Below are 18,725 nucleotides of genomic sequence, written 5' to 3'. Positions count from 1 at the left end.
CCCGTAAATCCTCACCTTTGAGGAAGCGGACGCAGCGTCGCGCCGCATGCCTGCACCGGGTGCGCCGAGCGAATCTGCTCGGCCGGCGCGCGGCGATGGCTTCCGTGCTCGTATTGCAGGCCCATGGTGCAAGCGTTGACGTGGGTCGAACAGTCGGCCGTTCGGCATATAGGCAGCCGCATGCGCTTCGCCTATGCTTGGGGTTCGCGTCGATCGGCGTACGGGCTGTCCGTGCCGCATGCCGATCGGGTCGTCTTTCGTTACCGCAGGGAGCCGATGTGACCGTTCGCCATCTCGACGCGTTGTTCCAGCCCAAGTCCGTTGCGGTCGTCGGCGCGTCGTCGCGCGCGGGCAGTATCGGCGCGATGGTGTGGTCGCGCGTGCTCGACGGTGCATTCGAGGGGCCCGTGTGGCCCGTCAATCCGAAGTATCGCGACCTGCACGGGCATCCGGTCGTTGCCGATGTCGGCCGGTTGCCCGCGCCGCCGTCGGTGGCCGTGATCTGCACGCCGCCCGCGACCTGGGCCGGCATCGTGCGCAAGCTCGGCGAGCTTGGCACGCGCGCCGCGGTGATCGTCGGCGAGGCGCGCACCGACGCCGATCGCGCCGCGCTCGATCGCACGCTGAAGGCGGCGAAGCCGTTCGTGCTGCGTATCGTCGGGCCGGGCAGCCTCGGCGTGCTGTCGCCTGCGCGGCATGCGCATTTCGGCGCGCCGGCCTATACGGCGCGATCGGGCGGCGTCGCATGGGTGTCGCAATCGAATGCGCTGACGAACGCGGTGCTCGGCTGGGCCGATGCACGGGGCCTCGGCTTTTCGCATGTCGTCGCGCTCGGCGGCGAGTCCGATGTCGATGCAGGCGACGTGCTCGACTATCTCGCGAGCGATCCCGGCACGCGCGCGATCCTGCTCGAACTCGATACCGTGTGCGCCGCGCGCAAGTTCATGTCGGCCGCGCGCGCGGCCGCACGCAACAAGCCGGTGCTTGCATTGCGCACCGGTCGCACGGATCCCGGCGACGCACTCTATACGGCGGCGTTCCAGCGCGCGGGGATGGTGCGTGTGGATGCGCTCGACGATCTGCTCGACGAGATCGAGACGCTCGGCGTCGGCCGCGTCACGGCGCGCGGCGCGGCCACGCTCGTGACGAGTGATGCGGGTGTCGCGAAACTCGCGGTCGATGCGGTGGCCGAGGTACGCGACGTGCTGGCCGACTGGTCGCCCGCGGCCACGTCGGCGGTGTCGGCTGCGCTGCCGCATCTCGCGTCACCCGGCAATCCGCTGGCGCTCGGCGACGATGCGCGCCCCGAGCATTTTGCCGCGGCGCTCAAGGCGCTCGCGCCGTTCCCGCAGACAGGCACGCTGTTCGTCGTCCATTCGACTTCCCACAGCGCGCCGGCCGATGCGGTTGCGCACACGCTGATCGAATCACGGCAGTACGCGCATCGCGGCATCCTCGCGTGTTTCTTCGGCGCGGTCGACGCGGCGACGCGCGATGCACTGCACGCGAACGGCATTCCCGTGCATACCACGCCGAAGCGGCTCGCGCGCGCGCATGCGCGTCTCGTCGACTACAACCTCGGGCGGCAACTGCTGATGCAAACGCCGGAGGGTACGCCGCTGCAGCCGGCCGAGCGCGTTGCATCCGCGCAGGCCGATGCGCGCCGGATGGTCGAAGCCGGTCAGCATGAGATGACCGGCGAAGCCGCGCTGCGCTGGCTGTCCCATTTCGGCCTGCAGGGCGAGCCGGTCGTCGAGCCGGCCGGGAGGAAAGTCGTCGATGTCACCGTCGACATGTACGACGATTCGAACTTCGGCCCGGTGTTTCGCTATGCCGTGCCGCCCGCGGACGGTGTATCGGCGCCGTTCGTCGTCTATGGCCTGCCGCCGCTGAACACCGTGCTCGCCCGCGCGGTGATGGAGCGCTCGCCGTATGCACGCAGCACGCCCATCGAGCCGACGCTCGACGCGTTGACGGCGCTGTCGCAGGTGGTCTGCGACGTGCGCGAAGTCGTTGCGATGTCGGTCACGCTGCGGGTGCTGTCCGACCGCGCGCAGGTGATCGCGCCGCGCATCACGCTGGCGGCGGGGCGCAGCCGGCTCGCGATCATGCCGTATCCGCGTCATCTCGAGCAGACGCTCGAGTGGCACGGCGAGACGGTGACGATCCGCCCGATCCGTCCGGAGGACGAGGCCGCGCACAACGAACTGCTCGGCGCGATGACACCGGACGATCTGCGGATGCGTTTCTTCGGTGCGGTGCGCAGCTTCGATCATTCGCAGGTCGCGCGCATGACGCAGATCGATTACGACCGTGAGATGGCGTTCATCGTGTCGTTCACCGATGTGTCGGGGCGCGACCACACGCTCGCGGTGGTGCGCGCGGTGGCCGATCCCGACAACGAAACGGCGGAGTTCGCGATCGCGGTACGACCCGATCAGAAGGGCAAGGGGCTAGGCCGGCTGTTGATGACGCGCATCATCGACTACGCGCGCTCGCGCGGAACCGCATGGATGATCGGCGAGGCGCTGCGCGAGAACTCGGCGATGATCTCGCTGGCGAAGGCGTGCGGGTTTGCGGTGTCGACGACGGAGGAGCCGGGCGTCGTGGGCTTCAGGATGAAGTTGCAGCCGTAGCGGGTGTCGTCGGCGCGACGCACGCAGAGGTTGCATGCAGTCGGCGCCTCCGCCTCCCGGCACGTTGTGGATGGTTTCCGACAGGAATGCAGGGCAGTCGAACCTGCCTGGCGAGCGAAGCAACCGCGAACGTGTCGGCGCCTGTTCGCAACGGAAATATCGACGCACGCATGGCGCCGATCAGGCACCGCGAGACGCGTACCGCGCGCCGCGATATCCGTCCTGCGTCGCTGCTTTCCGCAAGGCGTCTGCACGCATTGACTGCCGCATTCCACCCTCGAAAATTCGAACTTGCCCAAAAGGTGAGATTTTTCGGGAGCCGCCGGTGAGCTTCTCCGGGATGGCGGTGGTGAGCCGATACGGGAGCGCTTGGTGAGCCTTCCCGGGAAGCGCCGGTGAGTGTCTCCGGGAGGCATTGGGAAGCCTTTCCGGGGCGCATTGGTGAGGATCTGCGGGAAGCGTCGGTGAGAACATCCGGGAGACTTGGGTGAGGGTCTTCGGGAGTCTTGGTGAGCTTTTTCGGGAGGCTTGGGTGAGCGCTTGCGGGATGCCAAGGTGAGACTTTTCGGGAGCATCCGGACGCACGGTTCCCGCAAGCGCAGCGCCGGCCAAGGCCGGCGTCACGCAGGGGGCGGGCACGCATGAACCGTGCCCGTGACTACATTCAGGCAGCGAGTTTCGATGCCGCGTCGTTCACCTGGTCGCGCGAAATCGCGAGTTCCTCGAGGTGCGGATCGGCATAGACAGCGCCGGTTTCGCGCTCGAGGCGGGCGATCGTCAGTGCACAGCGCGCGGTGTCCTTCGGCATCGCGATGAAGCGCTTGACCGATTCGCCGGACGTGAATGCTTCGAACAGCGCGCCGCGCACGTCGTCCGGAAGCGTCTTGGTCCACTGGTACGGCTTGCCGTTGAACGTGATCGACGGCGGCAGCGTGCGTTCCTTCTTGGTCGCCGTGATGAGCCCGTAGGTGCGGGCCGCGTCGCCGATCTGCTCGGGCGAGAAGAGTTCGTCGGGCGTGATGTCGAACTGCTCGATGTAGTTCTCGATCGCCTGCATTGCGGCGGCACGATCGTCGCGCTTCTTCTGCGCGCGCGCGACGATATCGCGCAACTCGTCCGCCTCTTCGGGCGTGATCGTGAAGCTTGCCTGCTTCTGCTGAAGTTCGGAGAAACGCTGGAATTCTTGATCGTTCAGAAGTTTGGCCATGACATCCATCGGACACGGCGGCCCAGACAACCGGCCGCCGTAGTTTTTGAGAGGGCCGCTATTTTAGCGTAGCGCCGTGGGCGCACGATATGGCGCCGTGCGCCGCGCCGCGCGCAGGTGTTGCGCGCGACCGGGATCGACGCAACGGCGCCATACCCGGTGCGCTCCGCCGAGCCTGCGCGTCAGCAGGTCTCGTCGCGGCACATCGACAAACGGGCGGCCGTGTCGCGCAACCCTTCGACGACCGCGTCGACGGACGGCGCCATGTGCGTATCGATCCGGCGCATGTAGGGGCACGTCAGCACCGCGATCGCATGGCCGGACGGCCCGAGGATTGGCGCGGTCAGGTCGGTCACGCCGTACGCCTGGCGGCTGTCCTGGCGCAGGTAACCGTCCTGCCGGATCGACTGGCACGCGTGCGCGAGCTCCTGCTCGTTCAGCGGCGCTTCGCCCTTGACCTTGCGGTGCTCGACGAGCATGTGCGCGCGCTGCTCGGCGCTCTGGAACGCCAGCATCACGCGCCCCGATGCCGTATCGGCGAGCCCGACGCGCGAGCCGAGCCGGACCGACACGCCCCACGGGCCGGGCCCGTCGACCTGCGCGATCACGAGCAGGTTGCCGCGATCGTAGACAGACAGGTGGCACGATTGTTCGGAGGCGTCGGCGAAACGCTGCATCGGCGGCAACGCCTCGGCAATGAGCCGGCTCATCGGCGGGTGCCGGTGCGCGAGCGAGAACAGCTTGAGACTGAGCGTGTAGCGGTCGCCGCCGGTCGAGCGCATCACGTAGCGGCGCGCGACGAGGCGTTCGAGCATTCGGTAGATCTCGCTCGCGTTGCGGCCGAGTTCCTTCGTGATTTCGGTGCGGGTGAGGCCTTCTTTCTGCTCCGACAGGAGTTCGAGAATGTCGAGACCCTTGTCGAGCGCGGGTGCGCGATAGCGGTCGATTGCGCCCATCGATTCCCGAGCGTCGCAGCCGGGAAGCAGGTCGTTGGTTGTTTGCATTGTCGGTGTGAGGTTGGGGGATTGCCGTCGGTCGGTTGGCGACGCACGCTGACTAATTCTGCAACCCGCTTGTGTCGAGCCCGCGTGTGGCAACGAAGGCCGCCGTTCGAGCTTAACAACAAACATTTAGTGTGCAATGCAGCGTCTTTTTACCGATCGTTACCGGATAAGAACGGATCAGTTGATTTTCAGGATGACAGGGAAGCCCCGAATACCCAGTATTTGTAACAGGTGGCACCGGTTCAAGGTGTTCGAAAGGAAATCGGGCGGCGGCGCTATCCGTGATGCTGCGCCGCAGCGTCCGCGGGCGCACCAATAGTCGGTATCCGTCGCGCGTCATTTCATCGCGCACGGCCGGTGGTACAAAGGTTGGCGGGCCAGCGACGGTGCGGCCGCGCATGAAGCCGGCCGGTACGGGCCGGACCATGTCGCGGGTGCCGGGCCGTCGTCGCCGATGCGCAGACCGGCGGCCGCCCGTTCGATGTGCGCCATACTTCCGTGCGGCGCCACGATCGCTGCGCCCGCGCGACCCTCGCGTGTCGACGGCATGCCGGATGCGGTGCCGACGCGCGCAATCGACGATCGACAATCAGTCCGGCGCGCGGCCGCGAAGGGCCGCGTCGGCCGGAATCCTGTCCCATTCGACAACAGAGGTTGACCACGATGAAACTGCTTCGCTATGGCCCGTCCGGCCAGGAAAAGCCCGGTATTCTCGACGCGGACGGCCGGATTCGCGACCTGTCTGCCCATGTGCCGGATTTGTCCGGTGACGTGCTGTCCGACGCGGGGCTCGCACGGCTGCGCGCGATCGATCCGGCCACGCTGCCGCTCGTGCCGGGCGAGCCACGCATCGGCGCGTGCGTCGGGCACGTCGGCAAGTTCATCGGCATCGGCCTGAACTACGCCGATCACGCGGCCGAGGCCGGCATGCCGGTGCCGAAGGAGCCGGTCGTGTTCGGCAAGTGGACGAGTTCGATCTGCGGCCCGAACGACGGCATCGACATCCCGAAGGGTTCGGTCAAGACCGACTGGGAAGTCGAGCTCGGCGTCGTGATCGGCGCGACCTGCAAGGACGTCGACGAAGCGCGCGCACTGGATTACGTCGCGGGCTACTGCGTCGTCAACGACGTGTCCGAGCGCGAATGGCAGATCGAGCGCGGCGGCCAGTGGGACAAGGGCAAGGGCTTCGACACGTTCGGGCCGATCGGTCCGTGGCTCGTCACGCGCGACGAGGTGCCCGATCCGCAGCGTCTCGCACTGTGGCTCGAAATCGACGGCCACCGTTACCAGAACGGCAACACGCGCACGATGGTGTTCACCGTCGCGCAGCTGATCGCCTATCTGTCGAGCTGCATGACGCTGCAGCCGGGCGACGTGATCACGACCGGCACGCCGCCGGGCGTCGGCATGGGCATCAAGCCGTCGCCGGTATTCCTCAAGGCCGGCCAGGTGGTGCGCCTCGGTGTCGAAGGACTCGGCGAACAACAGCAGCGCACGCGCGACGCGCGATAACGCGCTGCCCGGCGAAACCGTCGAACGACCGCCGGATACAGGTCGTTCAATGCCAGGGGCCCGAATCCGCGTAATGCGGAATCGGGCCCTTGCCGTTTGTACGCGGTGTACGCGAGTTCGATCACACGACGTTGTCGAGTTCGCAATGCGCTTCCAGCCGATACCCGTCGGGATCGACGACGAACGCCGCGTAGTAGCCGGGGCCGTAATGTTCGCGCTTGCCGGGTCCGCCGTTGTCCTGGCCGCCGTGCTCGAGTGCGGCACGGTAGAACGCGTCCACCTCGACGGGCGAAGCGGCCTTGAACGACAGGTGCATTCCCGAGTCGGGATCAGGGGCGACGGGGCGAGGCGCATATTGCAACCACAGCTGCGGCTCGGTCGCGCCGTATCCGATCGAGTCATCGTCGCTGTACAGCCGCTTGTAGCCGAGCGCGCCGAGCGTGCTGTCGTAGAACGCGCGGCTGCGGCCGATGTGGGCAACGCCGAAGGAAAGGTGATCGATCATCTGTTGGCTCCTTGGACTGAAGGGGGGACGTCAGTGCGGCAAACCCGCCTATAAGCACCATGCCAGCCGCTTGTAGCCGAGCGCGCTGTCGTAGGACGCTCGGTTGCGGTCGTTGTGGATAACTCCGCAGGAAAGGCGATCGATCATCTGTGGCTCCTTGAACTGAAGGGGGACGTCAGTGCGGCAAACCATTTTTAACCACCATGCCGGTTATGCTAGGAAGCGCCCGCGAGCTTGTCAACCGGCATGGTGGTTAGATACGATCCAGGCATGAGCGATACGCAACCTTCCGTCACGATGGACTGCCTGATCCCGACACCGCCCGAAACCCTGAGCCTCGATTTTGCGAACTCGCTGTACTGGCGTGGCAGCGACCCGCCGACGGAAACCTTCGGCACGATGGACGACCTGCTGACGTGGTGCCGCGAGCAGGCAGGCGTGCCGGTTGCCCTGGCCGAAGCGTGCCGCGCACACGGTGAAGAAGAGGGTGAGCCGGCGATGCTGGCGCGCGCGCTCGCATTGCGCGAGGCGCTGTATCGGCTCTTTCGTGCGCAGGCGGAGCAGCATGAGCCGCTCGCCGACGATCTCGCGCTGCTCGGCGGCTTCCTGGCGGAAGCGGCGCCGCGCGTCGCGCTGGCACGTATCGATGGCGGCTACGCGTGGCGGATCGGGGAGGGGCGTGCGACGCTGGCCGGGCTGCTGAGCCCGGTACTGTGGTCGGCAATCGACCTGCTCGGCGGTGCGCGTCTTGCGAAGGTCAAGCGTTGCGCGAACGACGCCTGCCAGTGGCTGTTCATCGACGACAGCAAGAACGGCAGCCGCCGCTGGTGTTCGATGTCGTCGTGCGGCAATCGCGCGAAGGCGTACCGCCACTATCACAAGGCCGACTGACGGTCGGCCCGTTCACTGCGCGTCAGCCGCGCTACTTCGCCGACAACTTCCGCCACAGCGTCGTCTTGCTGATGCCGAGCATCGCGCACGCGCGGTCGCGGTCGCCGCCGCATGCGTCGAGTACCGCGCGGATCTCGTCGGCTTCCGCGCGACGGCGGCGCGCCTGCAGTGTCTGCGCATCGTCGCTGTCGGCCGCGTCGGGTGGCGCCGCGAACAGCTCGGGTGCGATCGCCCGCAGCGCGTCGGCATCGAGCGCGGCGCATGCGGCGGCGGCATCGTTTTCATCGGCTTCCTCGGCCAGCTCCACCGCGATCCGCTCGATCACGTTCTGCAGTTCGCGAACGTTGCCGGGCCACCGGTAGCGCGCGAACGTTGCCTGCGTCGCGCCGAGCACGCGCGCGGCATCGCCGGCGTCGCGCAGGCGTTCGGCGAGGCGCGGCTCGCGCCGCGCGGCCTGCACGAGCAGCGTGGCCGCGAGCGCCGGGATGTCGGCTGCGCGCTCGCGCAGCGGCGGCAGGCCGACGTTCAGGATGTTGAGCCGGTAATAGAGATCCGCGCGGAACGTGCCGGCCTCGACGGCCGCGAGCAGCGGACGGTGCGTCGCGGCGATCACGCGCACGTCGATGCGGATCGGCTCGGTCGAGCCGAGGCGGATCACCTCGCGCTCCTGCAGCGCGCGCAGCAGCCGACTCTGCAGCGACGGCGGCATTTCGCCGATTTCGTCGAGAAACAGCGTGCCGCGATGGGCGGCTTCGAACAGGCCGGTCTTGCCGCCGCGCCGCGCACCGGTGAACGCGCCTTCCTCATAGCCGAACAACTCGCTTTCGAGCAGCGCTTCCGGAAACGCGCCGCAGTTGACCGCGACGAACGGGTAGCTGCGCCGCGCGGACAGCGCGTGTAGGCTTTGCGCGATCATCTCCTTGCCGGTGCCGCTTTCGCCGAGCACGAGCACGGTCGCGTCGGATTTCGCGTAGCGGCGCACGAGATCGCGCACGCGCGCCATCGGCGCCGATGCGCCGACCACGTCGTCGAGCGCGTAGCGCGCCGCGAACTGCTGCGTGGTGGGCTGCGAACGAAGCGCACGATCGAGCCGTTCGACCGCGCGCGATTCCTGGAACGTCAGCACGCTGCCCGACGTGACGCCCCGATCGACGAGCGGCCCGCGATGCACGACGTAGCGCACGCCGCGCACGGTCGCGAGCGCGTCGCCATCCTCGCCGCGCAGCGTGCGCAACTCGGGCCGCAGGTCGACGAGCGCGCGGCCGACGGCCGCCGCGGGTTCGACCCCGAGCGCCGACGCAAGGCGCTCGTTGATCGCCTCGACACGGCCGCGCGCATCGAGCGCGACCACGCCGTCGCGCAGGTGCTGGAGCAGGTTGTCGAGCCGCTGGCGGCGGAACGCTTCGGCATGGGTCGCATACGCGACTTCGAGCGCGGTATCGACCGCCTTGCGTACCGATGCGTGCGAATACAGGAACACCGCGCCCATGCCGACGCTGGCCGCAAGATCGGTGACGAGGCCGGGGCCGACGATCGTCTCGATGCCGCGGTCGCGCAGCTCGTGCACGCAGGCTTCCGCTTCCTGTGCGGACTGATATGACGCAAACTGCACGTCGAGGCCGTATGCGGCGACGAAGCGGCGCACTTCGGGCGGGGTTTCCCCGGCGCTGACGAGCGCGATCCGCGACGCGTCGCGCCGTGCGCGCGCGAGCGCCTGCATCACGTCGAAGCCGGTCGGCGACACGACCACCACCGGCACCGGCGCACGCGTCTTCAGGAAGCCGCCGTTCGAGCCGGCCGCGACGATCACGTCGGGCCGCGCGGCGCCGGCCTCGGCGATCGCGCTGAGCGCATCTTCATAGGCGCGCGTGACGATGCGCACGTCGGCGCGTTCGTCGAATTCGCCGGCGATCTCGCGAAACAGATCGCGCAGGCGGCTGATGCCCATCGCCCAGATGCGCGGGCGCACCGCGCGATCGGCCGGGCCGACGGGCTTGGTCGAGGAGAGGTCCATGGCGGTCGATTATGCGCGCGAGATTTCATTTTTGAAACATGAAATTGCCAAATTGAAATCATCAGCCGCTGTCTCGCCCGTGCCGGGTGCTTAAGAATCAGTGAGTTAGCGACGTTACGTGAGCTGGCCCGGTCCTTGCTGTTAATGGTCGTTCCTTCAGGAGGCCGTTCATGAGCAATACGCATCTTCAGAGCGCCGGCGCGAAATTCCGCGCGGCAGTCGCGGCGGAGCAGCCGCTGCAGGTGGTCGGCGCGATCACCGCCTACGCCGCCAAGATGGCGCAGGCCGTCGGTTTCAAGGCCGTGTACCTGTCGGGTGGCGGTGTGGCCGCGAACTCGCTCGGCATTCCCGACCTCGGTATCAGCACGATGGAAGACGTGCTGATCGACGCGAACCGGATCACCAACGCGACCGACCTGCCGCTGCTGGTCGACATCGACACGGGCTGGGGCGGCGCATTCAACATCGCGCGCACGGTCCGCTCGTTCATCAAGGCCGGCGTCGCGGCCGTGCACATGGAAGACCAGGTCGGCCAGAAGCGCTGCGGCCACCGCCCGGGCAAGGAAGTCGTGCCGATCGAAGAAATGGTCGATCGCGTCAAGGCCGCGGTCGATGCGCGCACCGACGACCAGTTCGTGATCATGGCGCGTACCGACGCCGCTGCCGCCGAAGGGATCGACTCGGCGATCGAGCGTGCGGTGGCCTATGTCGAAGCCGGCGCGGACATGATCTTCCCGGAAGCGATGAAGACGCTCGACGACTATCGTCGTTTCAAGGCCGCCGTGAAGGTGCCGATTCTCGCGAACCTGACGGAGTTCGGTTCGACGCCGTTCTTCACGACCGACGAGCTGCGCGAGGCGAACGTCGACATCGCGCTGTACTGCTGCGGCGCGTATCGTGCGATGAACAAGGCCGCGCTGAATTTCTACGAGACGGTGCGCCGCGACGGCACGCAGAAGGCGGCCGTGCCGACGATGCAGACCCGCGCCGAGCTGTACGACTTCCTCGGCTATCACGAATACGAGCGCAAGCTCGACGAGCTGTTCGCGCAGGGCAAGAAGTAACGCGCCCGCGCGCCGGGACACGATTCCGGAGAGCTTTGCACGGGGCCGCACCGGGCGCTGAAGCGCCAAGTCCGGCCGACGGCTTTGCATCGGTCGGGCCCGGCGCCGCGGCGCCGGTTCAACCGACCGCTGATACCCCCGATACACATTGGAGAACGGAAACATGAGCGAGACGAAAGACGCAGCTGCACCGGCCGCCGCAGGCGCATTCAAGCCGAAGAAATCGGTGGCGCTGTCGGGCGTGACGGCCGGCAATACCGCGCTGTGCACGGTCGGCAAGACCGGCAACGACCTGCACTATCGCGGCTACGACATTCTCGACGTCGCCGAATCGTGCGAATTCGAGGAAATCGCGCACCTGCTCGTGCACGGCACGCTGCCGAACATGACCGAGCTGGCCGCGTACAAGACCAAGCTGCGCGCGCTGCGCGGCCTGCCGAGCGCGCTGAAGGCAGCGCTCGAGCAGATCCCGGCGTCCGCGCACCCGATGGACGTGATGCGCACGGGCGTGTCGGTGCTCGGCACCGTGCTGCCGGAGAAGGACGACCACAACCTGCCGGGCGCGCGCGACATCGCCGACCGCCTGATGGCATCGCTCGGCTCGATGCTGCTGTACTGGTATCACTTCTCGCACAACGGCAAGCGCATCGAGACGGAAACCGACGACGACTCGATCGGCGGCCACTTCCTGCACCTGCTGCACGGCAAGACGCCGTCGAAGTCGTGGGTCGAGGCGATGCACACGTCGCTGATCCTGTACGCGGAGCACGAATTCAACGCGTCGACGTTCACCGGCCGCGTGATCGCGGGCACGGGCTCGGACATCTACTCGGCGATCACCGGCGCGATCGGCGCGCTGCGCGGGCCGAAGCATGGCGGCGCGAACGAAGTCGCGTATGAAATCCAGAGCCGCTACAGCTCGCCGGACGACGCCGAAGCCGACATCCGCCGCCGCGTCGAGAACAAGGAAGTCGTGATCGGCTTCGGCCACCCGGTCTACACGATCTCCGATCCGCGCAACAAGGTGATCAAGGGCGTCGCGCACAAGCTGTCGAAGGAAGCGGGCGACCTGAAGCTGTACAACATCGCCGAGCGCCTCGAATCGGTGATGTGGGAAGCGAAGAAGATGTTCCCGAACCTCGACTGGTTCAGCGCGGTGTCGTATCACATGATGGGCGTGCCGACCGCGATGTTCACGCCGCTGTTCGTGATCTCGCGCACGTCCGGCTGGAGCGCGCACATCATCGAGCAGCGCATCGACAACAAGATCATCCGCCCGAGCGCGAACTACACCGGTCCGGAAGACCTGCAGTTCGTGCCGATCGAGAAGCGCTGAAACGCCAGCCGCGCGCCGGCCCCGCGAGACGGGCGCCGGCGCGCGCCGGACGTCATACCCTGATTTCCCGCCCCACACCATGAATACCGCCCACCGCAAACCCCTGCCCGGCACGTCGCTGGACTATTTCGACGCGCGTGCCGCGGTCGAAGCGATCGCGCCCGGCGCCTACGACACGCTGCCGTACACGTCGCGCGTGCTCGCCGAAAACCTCGTGCGCCGCTGTGATCCGGCGATCCTCGCCGATTCGCTGAAGCAGATCGTCGAACGCAAGCGCGACCGCGATTTCCCGTGGTTCCCGGCGCGCGTCGTGTGCCACGACATCCTCGGGCAGACCGCACTCGTCGATCTCGCCGGCCTGCGCGACGCGATCGCCGACGGCGGCGGCGACCCGGCCAAGGTGAACCCGGTCGTGCCCGTGCAGTTGATCGTCGACCACTCGCTCGCCGTCGAATGCGGCGGCTTCGATCCGGACGCGTTCGCGAAGAACCGCGCGATCGAGGATCGCCGCAACGAGGATCGCTTCCACTTCATCGAGTGGACGAAGAAGGCATTCGAGAACGTCGACGTGATCCCGCCGGGCAACGGCATCATGCACCAGATCAACCTCGAGAAAATGTCGCCGGTGATCCAGGCGCAAGACGGCGTTGCGTATCCGGACACCTGCGTCGGCACCGACAGCCATACGCCGCACGTCGACGCGCTCGGCGTGATCGCGATCGGCGTCGGCGGGCTCGAAGCCGAGAACGTGATGCTCGGACGCGCATCGTGGATGCGCCTGCCCGACATCGTCGGCGTCGAGCTGACCGGCAAGCGCCAGCCCGGCATCACCGCGACCGACATCGTGCTGGCGCTGACCGAGTTCCTGCGCAAGGAGAAGGTGGTCGGCGCATACCTCGAATTCCGCGGTGCGGGAGCGGCGAGCCTCACGCTGGGCGACCGCGCGACGATCTCGAACATGGCGCCCGAATACGGCGCGACGGCCGCGATGTTCTTCATCGACGGCCAGACGACCGACTACCTGCGCCTCACCGGCCGCAGCGACGAGCAGGTGAAGCTCGTCGAGACCTACGCGAAGGCGGCGGGCCTGTGGGCCGATACGCTGGACAACGCGCAATACGAGCGCACGCTGACGTTCGACCTGTCGAGCGTCGTGCGCAACATGGCCGGCCCGTCGAATCCGCACAAGCGGCTGCCGACGTCCGATCTCGCCGCGCGCGGGATCGCCGGCCAGTGGGAAGAGAAGGCGGGCGAGATGCCCGACGGCGCGGTGATCATCGCCGCGATCACGAGCTGCACGAACACCAGCAATCCGCGCAACGTGATCGCCGCGGGCCTGCTCGCGCGCAACGCGAACGCGAAGGGCTTGACGCGCAAGCCGTGGGTGAAGAGCTCGCTCGCGCCCGGCTCGAAGGCGGTCGAGCTGTACCTGGAAGAAGCGAACCTGCTGCCGGAACTCGAGAAGCTCGGCTTCGGCATCGTCGCGTTCGCGTGCACGACCTGCAACGGGATGTCGGGTGCGCTCGACCCGAAGATCCAGCAGGAGATCGTCGATCGCGACCTGTACGCGACGGCCGTGCTGTCCGGCAACCGCAACTTCGACGGCCGCATCCATCCGTATGCGAAGCAGGCGTTTCTCGCGTCGCCGCCGCTCGTCGTCGCGTATGCGATCGCCGGCACGATCCGCTTCGACATCGAGAAGGACGTGCTCGGCCACGACCAGGACGGCAAGCCCGTCACGCTGAAGGACATCTGGCCGATCGACGAGGAGATCGATGCGATCGTCGCGTCGAGCGTGAAGCCCGAGCAGTTCCGCAAGGTCTACGAGCCGATGTTCGCGCGCAGCGCCGATGCGGGCGAGCGCGCGGCGCCGCTGTACGACTGGCGGCCGCAGAGCACGTACATCCGCCGCCCGCCGTACTGGGAAGGGGCGCTGGCCGGCGAGCGCACGCTGCAGGGGATGCGCCCGCTCGCGGTGCTCGGCGACAACATCACGACCGACCACCTGTCGCCGTCGAACGCGATCCTGCTGGACAGCGCGGCCGGCGAATACCTCGCGAAGATGGGCCTGCCGGAAGAAGATTTCAACTCGTACGCGACGCACCGGGGAGACCACCTCACGGCGCAGCGCGCGACCTTCGCGAACCCGACGCTGGTCAACGAGATGGCGGTGGTCGACGGCGCGGTGAAGAAGGGCTCGCTCGCGCGCGTCGAGCCGGAAGGCAAGGTCATGCGGATGTGGGAAGCGATCGAGACGTACATGAATCGCAAGCAGCCGCTGATCGTCGTGGCCGGCGCCGACTACGGCCAGGGCTCGTCGCGCGACTGGGCCGCGAAGGGCGTGCGGCTCGCGGGCGTCGAGGCGATCGCCGCCGAAGGGTTCGAGCGGATCCACCGCACGAACCTGATCGGGATGGGCGTGCTGCCGCTCGAGTTCAAGCCGGGCACGAACCGGACGACGCTCGGCATCGACGGCACCGAGACCTTCGACGTGATCGGCGAGCGCACGCCGCGCGCCGACCTGACACTCGTGATTCACCGCAGGAACGGCGAGCGCGTCGAGGTGCCGATGACGTGCCGGCTCGATACGGCCGAGGAAGTGTCGATCTACGAAGCGGGCGGCGTGCTGCAGCGCTTCGCGCAGGACTTCCTCGAATCGTCGCAGGCGGCGTGACCCGCGCAACTTGAGAACACAGACATGGCTCACATTCCTCAAATCAGGATTCCCGCGACCTATATCCGCGGCGGCACCAGCAAGGGCGTGTTCTTCCGGCTGCAGGATCTGCCGGAAGCCGCGCAGGTGCCGGGCGCCGCACGCGACGCGCTGCTGCTGCGCGTGATCGGCAGCCCCGATCCGTACGGCAAGCAGATCGACGGGATGGGCGGCGCGACGTCGTCCACCAGCAAGACGGTGATCGTGTCGAAGAGCACGCGGCCCGGCCACGACGTCGACTACCTGTTCGGGCAGGTTTCGATCGACAAGGCGTTCGTCGACTGGACCGGCAACTGCGGCAACCTGTCGGCGGCAGTCGGCCCGTTCGCGATCGGCGGCGGGCTCGTCGATCCGGCGCACGTGCCGCGCGACGGCATCGCGACCGTGCGAATCTGGCAGGCGAACATCGGCAAGACGATCGTCGCGCATGTGCCGGTGACGAACGGCGCGGTGCAGGAGACGGGTGATTTCGAGCTGGACGGCGTCACGTTCCCGGCCGCCGAGGTGCAGCTCGAATTCATGGACCCGGCCGCCGAGGAAGAGGGCGCGGGCGGGTCGATGTTCCCGACCGGCAACCTCGTCGACGATCTTGCGGTGCCGGGCGTCGGCACGCTGAAGGCGACGATGATCAACGCGGGCATTCCGACGATCTTCGTCGAAGCGGAAGCGATCGGCTATACGGGCACCGAGCTGCAGGACGCGATCAACGGCGATGCGAAGGCGCTCGAGAAGTTCGAGACGATTCGTGCGCACGGCGCGCTGCGCATGGGCCTGATCGACACGCTCGATGAAATCGCGACGCGGCAGCATACGCCGAAGATCGCGTTCGTCGCGAAGCCGGCCGATTACGTTGCATCGAGCGGCAAGCGCGTGAACGCGGGTGATGTCGACCTGCTGGTGCGCGCGATGTCGATGGGCAAGCTGCACCACGCGATGATGGGCACGGCGGCGGTCGCGATCGGCACGGCCGCGGCGATCCCCGGCACGCTCGTCAACCTGGCGGCGGGCGGCGGCGAACGCAACGCGGTGCGCTTCGGGCATCCGTCGGGGACGCTGCGCGTCGGCGCGGAAGCGCAGCTCGAGAACGGCGAGTGGACCGTCACCAAGGCGATCATGAGCCGCAGCGCACGCGTGCTGATGGAGGGCTGGGTGCGGGTGCCGGGGGATGCGTTCTGACGCATGCCGGTTTCGGCGTGCCAACCGGTATGCGCGCCGGTTTACCCGATCCCTGCAAAGCGGATTCCGCCGCGCGGGGATTTTTCGTTTGACGCGCGCGTGGCGGACGTGATCCGTTGCGCCACGCACGGGACCGGAATCCGTGCCGAAGTGCGGGCGCTGGTCGACCGCGAAGCATGGGACCAGCGTAAGCGCTAAAGCGCTAACGCTGGTCGACAGGAGAATCGCATGCCGCTCGATGCGCCGCTTTCCGGCATCCACATCGTCGAATTCGAAGGCCTCGGCCCCGGCCCGCTCGCGGGCTGGATGCTCGCCGGGATGGGCGCGTGGATCACGCTGATCGCACGCCCGTCCGGCCGCACGAGCGCGCCGGACGCGCTGCGGGGGCGCGACGGCGACCTGCTGCGCGAAGGCAAGACGATCGTCGAACTCGACCTGAAGGCGCCCGCCGGCCGCGATGCGGCGCTCGACCTGATCGCGCAGGCCGACGCGCTGATCGAGGGGCTGCGGCCCGGCGTGATGGAGCGGCTCGGCCTCGGGCCCGAGGATTGCGCGCGCCGCAACCCGAAGCTCGTGTACGGGCGGATGACCGGCTGGGGCCAGCACGGCCCGCTCGCGGCCGCGGCCGGGCACGACCTGAACTACGTCGCGCTGACCGGGTTGCTGTCGCTATCGGCACCGAACGACGGCCGGCCGGGCCTGCCGCCGACCGTCGTCGGCGATGCGGGCGGCGCGCTCGGGCTCGCGTTCGGGATCGTCTGCGCACTGTTCGATATGCGCGGCGGCGGGCCGGGGCGCGTGGTCGACGGCGCGATCGTCGACATCGTGTCGATGCTCGGTTCACTTGCGCTGTGGGCGCGCGCGAACGGGCAGCTCGACGGCGCGCAGCCGAGCCTCTTCCACGACGCACCGTTCTACGATGTCTATCGCTGCGCGGACGGCGAATGCGTGACGATCGGCGCGCTCGAACCGCCGTTCTATGCGCTGCTGGTCGACCGGCTCGGGCTCACCGACGTCGATCCGGCGTCGCAGTACGACCGCGCGCGCTGGCCCGCGCTGAAGGCGCGTTTCGCCGACGTGTTCGCGCAGCAGTCGTCCGCGCACTGGCGCGCGCTGCTGGAGGGCACCGACGCGTGTTTCGCGCCGGTATTGAGCGTGGCCGACGCGGCCGCGCATCCGCACAACGCGGCGCGCGGGATCTATCGGACGGATGAGAACGGCAACGTGCGGGCGCGGGTGGCGCCGCGGTTTCTACCGCTGGCGGGGGGCGGGGCAGAGTAGGAGCGCCAGCATGTCGAGATCATTGAGTCAGTCGCGAAATACACATAAGCGAAAGGCTGCGAGAATATTTGATGCCAATTTGAGATCTAAATTTGGTGCCAAATAGAGTACGGTCGATTTCCTGTTGAAGAAGGAGTCGACATGCCTCATACCATTCTGGCCAACGTTACGGCGAGCGTTTCGGAACTGAAGCGGAATCCGATGGGCACGGTCGCGGCGGGAGAGGGTTTCCCGGTCGCGATCCTGAATCACAACGAACCCGCGTTCTATTGCATCCCGGCGAAGACGTGGGAGGCGATGGTCGAACGCCTTGAAGATATCGAAGACAACGCGCTTGCCGACAAGCGCGCCAAGGAGAAGGTCGTCAAGGTCAAGCTGAATGACCTTTGAGCTTGCCTTTCTCGAACCTGCTCTGAAAGAGTGGAAGAAGCCCGATCGCACCGTTCGCGACCCGTTCAAATCCCGGCTCGCCGAACGGCTCGAGAATCCTCGGATACCGTCTGCAAAGCTGCAGGGTCATCCGGATCGCTACAAGATCAAGCTACGCAGCGTCGGTTACCGGCTTGTCTACGAAGTGAGCGATTCGGAAGTGCTCGTACTGGTCGTGGCGGTCGGTCGACGCGAGCGCGATGCGGTCTATCTTGCCGCGATCAAGCGTTAGAACCACATGTGCCTCGCACGGAGGCGGCAAGCTTGTCCACATATCTGACCGCTCGGCTCGACTACGCGCTCATCGTCTTCTGGATGAACGGGCGATCCTTCGAGCGCGGAGAACTGCTCACGCCGTTTCCTCAGGCGCATCCGGCATCTTGCCGTCGCCGACGCGGTTGATCGTACCCTGCGCGATCGCGACGAGCCGCTCGTGATCGCCGTCGATGACGAACACATGACACTGGCAGGTCGCCTGGTGCCGGCCCGCATAGACGAGCTTCGCGCGGGCGACGAGCGTGCCGTTCACGGCCGGCCGCAGGTAGTTGATCTTGTATTCCGCCGTGATCACGCGCGGGCCGAGCACGAGCGCGCCGGCGAACGTCAGCGCATTGTCCGCGAGGTAGCTGATGACGCCGCCGTGCACGAAACCGTGCTGCTGCCGCAGTTCTTCGCGCACGGGCAGGCACAGCGACACTTCGTTGTCGCCGATGTGCATCAGCTGCGTGCCCAGCAGCATGCTGAACGGTTGCGCACGCAATGCGCCGCGCGCGTGGTCCGTGATGTCGGTCATCGACTTTCCTCGAAATGAGTGCCCGCTTGCGCTGAACTCTAGGAAGGGGGATGCGGATAAGCAAGGAAATTCGTCCGCATTTCGTGCAATTTCCGGCGCGAGGCGACGCGATTATTGCGTCGAATGTCGTAGATTTCCCTGTTTGCGGGCAATTCGACGGGAAT

The 18,725-nt window shown here is 67.2% G+C and carries 15 protein-coding genes; 10 read left to right on the top strand and 5 right to left on the bottom strand.

Annotated elements, in window-relative coordinates:
- Positions 1-278 precede the first annotated feature (278 nt).
- A complete protein-coding gene (locus HWX39_RS00950) occupies positions 279-2,636 on the top strand; it encodes a GNAT family N-acetyltransferase (protein WP_175965154.1) in 2,358 nt (785 codons plus the stop codon).
- 664 nt (positions 2,637-3,300) lie between these two features.
- Here HWX39_RS00950 and HWX39_RS00945 read toward each other — a convergent pair.
- Complete coding sequence (locus HWX39_RS00945; RefSeq protein ID WP_034181621.1) at positions 3,301-3,852, bottom strand: hypothetical protein; 552 nt, start codon at positions 3,850-3,852, stop codon at positions 3,301-3,303.
- A gap of 173 nt (positions 3,853-4,025) precedes the next feature.
- Positions 4,026-4,847 carry an IclR family transcriptional regulator gene (locus tag HWX39_RS00940; RefSeq protein WP_175965153.1) on the bottom strand — a complete coding sequence of 274 codons (822 nt, stop codon included), beginning with the start codon at positions 4,845-4,847 and terminating at the stop codon, positions 4,026-4,028.
- 663 nt (positions 4,848-5,510) lie between these two features.
- Here HWX39_RS00940 and HWX39_RS00935 point away from each other — a divergent pair.
- Positions 5,511-6,359 carry an ureidoglycolate lyase gene (locus tag HWX39_RS00935; RefSeq protein ID WP_175965152.1) on the top strand — a complete coding sequence of 283 codons (849 nt, stop codon included), beginning with the start codon at positions 5,511-5,513 and terminating at the stop codon, positions 6,357-6,359.
- Positions 6,360-6,480: 121 nt separating this feature from the next.
- On the opposite strand, the gene HWX39_RS00930 is transcribed toward HWX39_RS00935, so the two are convergent.
- Positions 6,481-6,864, bottom strand: coding sequence for a VOC family protein (locus tag HWX39_RS00930; RefSeq protein ID WP_175965151.1), 384 nt, complete (start codon positions 6,862-6,864; stop codon positions 6,481-6,483).
- Between the two features lie 246 nt (positions 6,865-7,110).
- On the opposite strand from HWX39_RS00930, the gene HWX39_RS00925 reads away from it, so the two are divergent.
- Positions 7,111-7,755 (top strand): ABATE domain-containing protein, encoded by a 645-nt coding sequence (locus tag HWX39_RS00925; protein ID WP_175965150.1) that lies wholly within the window; start codon positions 7,111-7,113, stop codon positions 7,753-7,755.
- 31 nt (positions 7,756-7,786) lie between these two features.
- Here the strand turns inward: HWX39_RS00925 and prpR are convergent, their stop codons facing one another.
- Positions 7,787-9,769: a propionate catabolism operon regulatory protein PrpR gene (gene prpR / locus HWX39_RS00920; RefSeq protein ID WP_175965149.1), complete on the bottom strand. Its 1,983-nt coding sequence runs from the start codon at positions 9,767-9,769 to the stop codon at positions 7,787-7,789.
- Between the two features lie 170 nt (positions 9,770-9,939).
- Here prpR and prpB point away from each other — a divergent pair, with 170 nt between their 5' ends.
- The 7 genes from prpB (at position 9,940) to HWX39_RS00885 (ending at position 18,000) form a co-directional block, all read left to right on the top strand.
- A complete protein-coding gene (gene prpB / locus HWX39_RS00915) occupies positions 9,940-10,833 on the top strand; it encodes a methylisocitrate lyase (RefSeq protein WP_175952661.1) in 894 nt (297 codons plus the stop codon).
- A gap of 163 nt (positions 10,834-10,996) precedes the next feature.
- Positions 10,997-12,169, top strand: a complete 1,173-nt coding sequence (gene prpC / locus HWX39_RS00910) for a 2-methylcitrate synthase (RefSeq protein WP_175965148.1) — start codon at positions 10,997-10,999, stop codon at positions 12,167-12,169.
- A 79-nt stretch (positions 12,170-12,248) separates the two neighbouring features.
- On the top strand, positions 12,249-14,843 hold the full coding sequence (gene acnD, locus HWX39_RS00905; protein ID WP_175965147.1) for a Fe/S-dependent 2-methylisocitrate dehydratase AcnD: 2,595 nt from the start codon (positions 12,249-12,251) through the stop codon (positions 14,841-14,843).
- Positions 14,844-14,867: 24 nt separating this feature from the next.
- Positions 14,868-16,058, top strand: coding sequence for a 2-methylaconitate cis-trans isomerase PrpF (prpF, locus tag HWX39_RS00900; RefSeq protein ID WP_175965146.1), 1,191 nt, complete (start codon positions 14,868-14,870; stop codon positions 16,056-16,058).
- A 228-nt stretch (positions 16,059-16,286) separates the two neighbouring features.
- A complete protein-coding gene (locus tag HWX39_RS00895) occupies positions 16,287-17,339 on the top strand; it encodes a CaiB/BaiF CoA-transferase family protein (RefSeq protein ID WP_175965145.1) in 1,053 nt (350 codons plus the stop codon).
- Positions 17,340-17,480: 141 nt separating this feature from the next.
- Positions 17,481-17,729 carry a type II toxin-antitoxin system Phd/YefM family antitoxin gene (locus tag HWX39_RS00890; RefSeq protein ID WP_039349647.1) on the top strand — a complete coding sequence of 83 codons (249 nt, stop codon included), beginning with the start codon at positions 17,481-17,483 and terminating at the stop codon, positions 17,727-17,729.
- Positions 17,719-18,000 (top strand): type II toxin-antitoxin system RelE/ParE family toxin, encoded by a 282-nt coding sequence (locus tag HWX39_RS00885; protein WP_175965144.1) that lies wholly within the window; start codon positions 17,719-17,721, stop codon positions 17,998-18,000. Before HWX39_RS00890 ends, HWX39_RS00885 begins: the two co-directional genes overlap by 11 nt.
- Positions 18,001-18,117: 117 nt before the next feature.
- Here the strand turns inward: HWX39_RS00885 and HWX39_RS00880 are convergent, their stop codons facing one another.
- The gene (locus tag HWX39_RS00880) at positions 18,118-18,561 is read right to left on the bottom strand and encodes a PaaI family thioesterase (protein ID WP_128843463.1); all 444 of its coding nucleotides are present in this window, start codon (positions 18,559-18,561) and stop codon (positions 18,118-18,120) included.
- Between the last annotated feature and the right edge of the window lie 164 nt (positions 18,562-18,725).

Origin of the sequence: Burkholderia sp. BCC0322 (genome assembly GCF_902833045.1) — a bacterium.
Classification (GTDB): domain Bacteria; phylum Pseudomonadota; class Gammaproteobacteria; order Burkholderiales; family Burkholderiaceae; genus Burkholderia.
The sequence above is the reverse complement of the archived record's forward strand: the minus strand, read 5'-3'. Positions and strand labels throughout refer to the sequence as shown.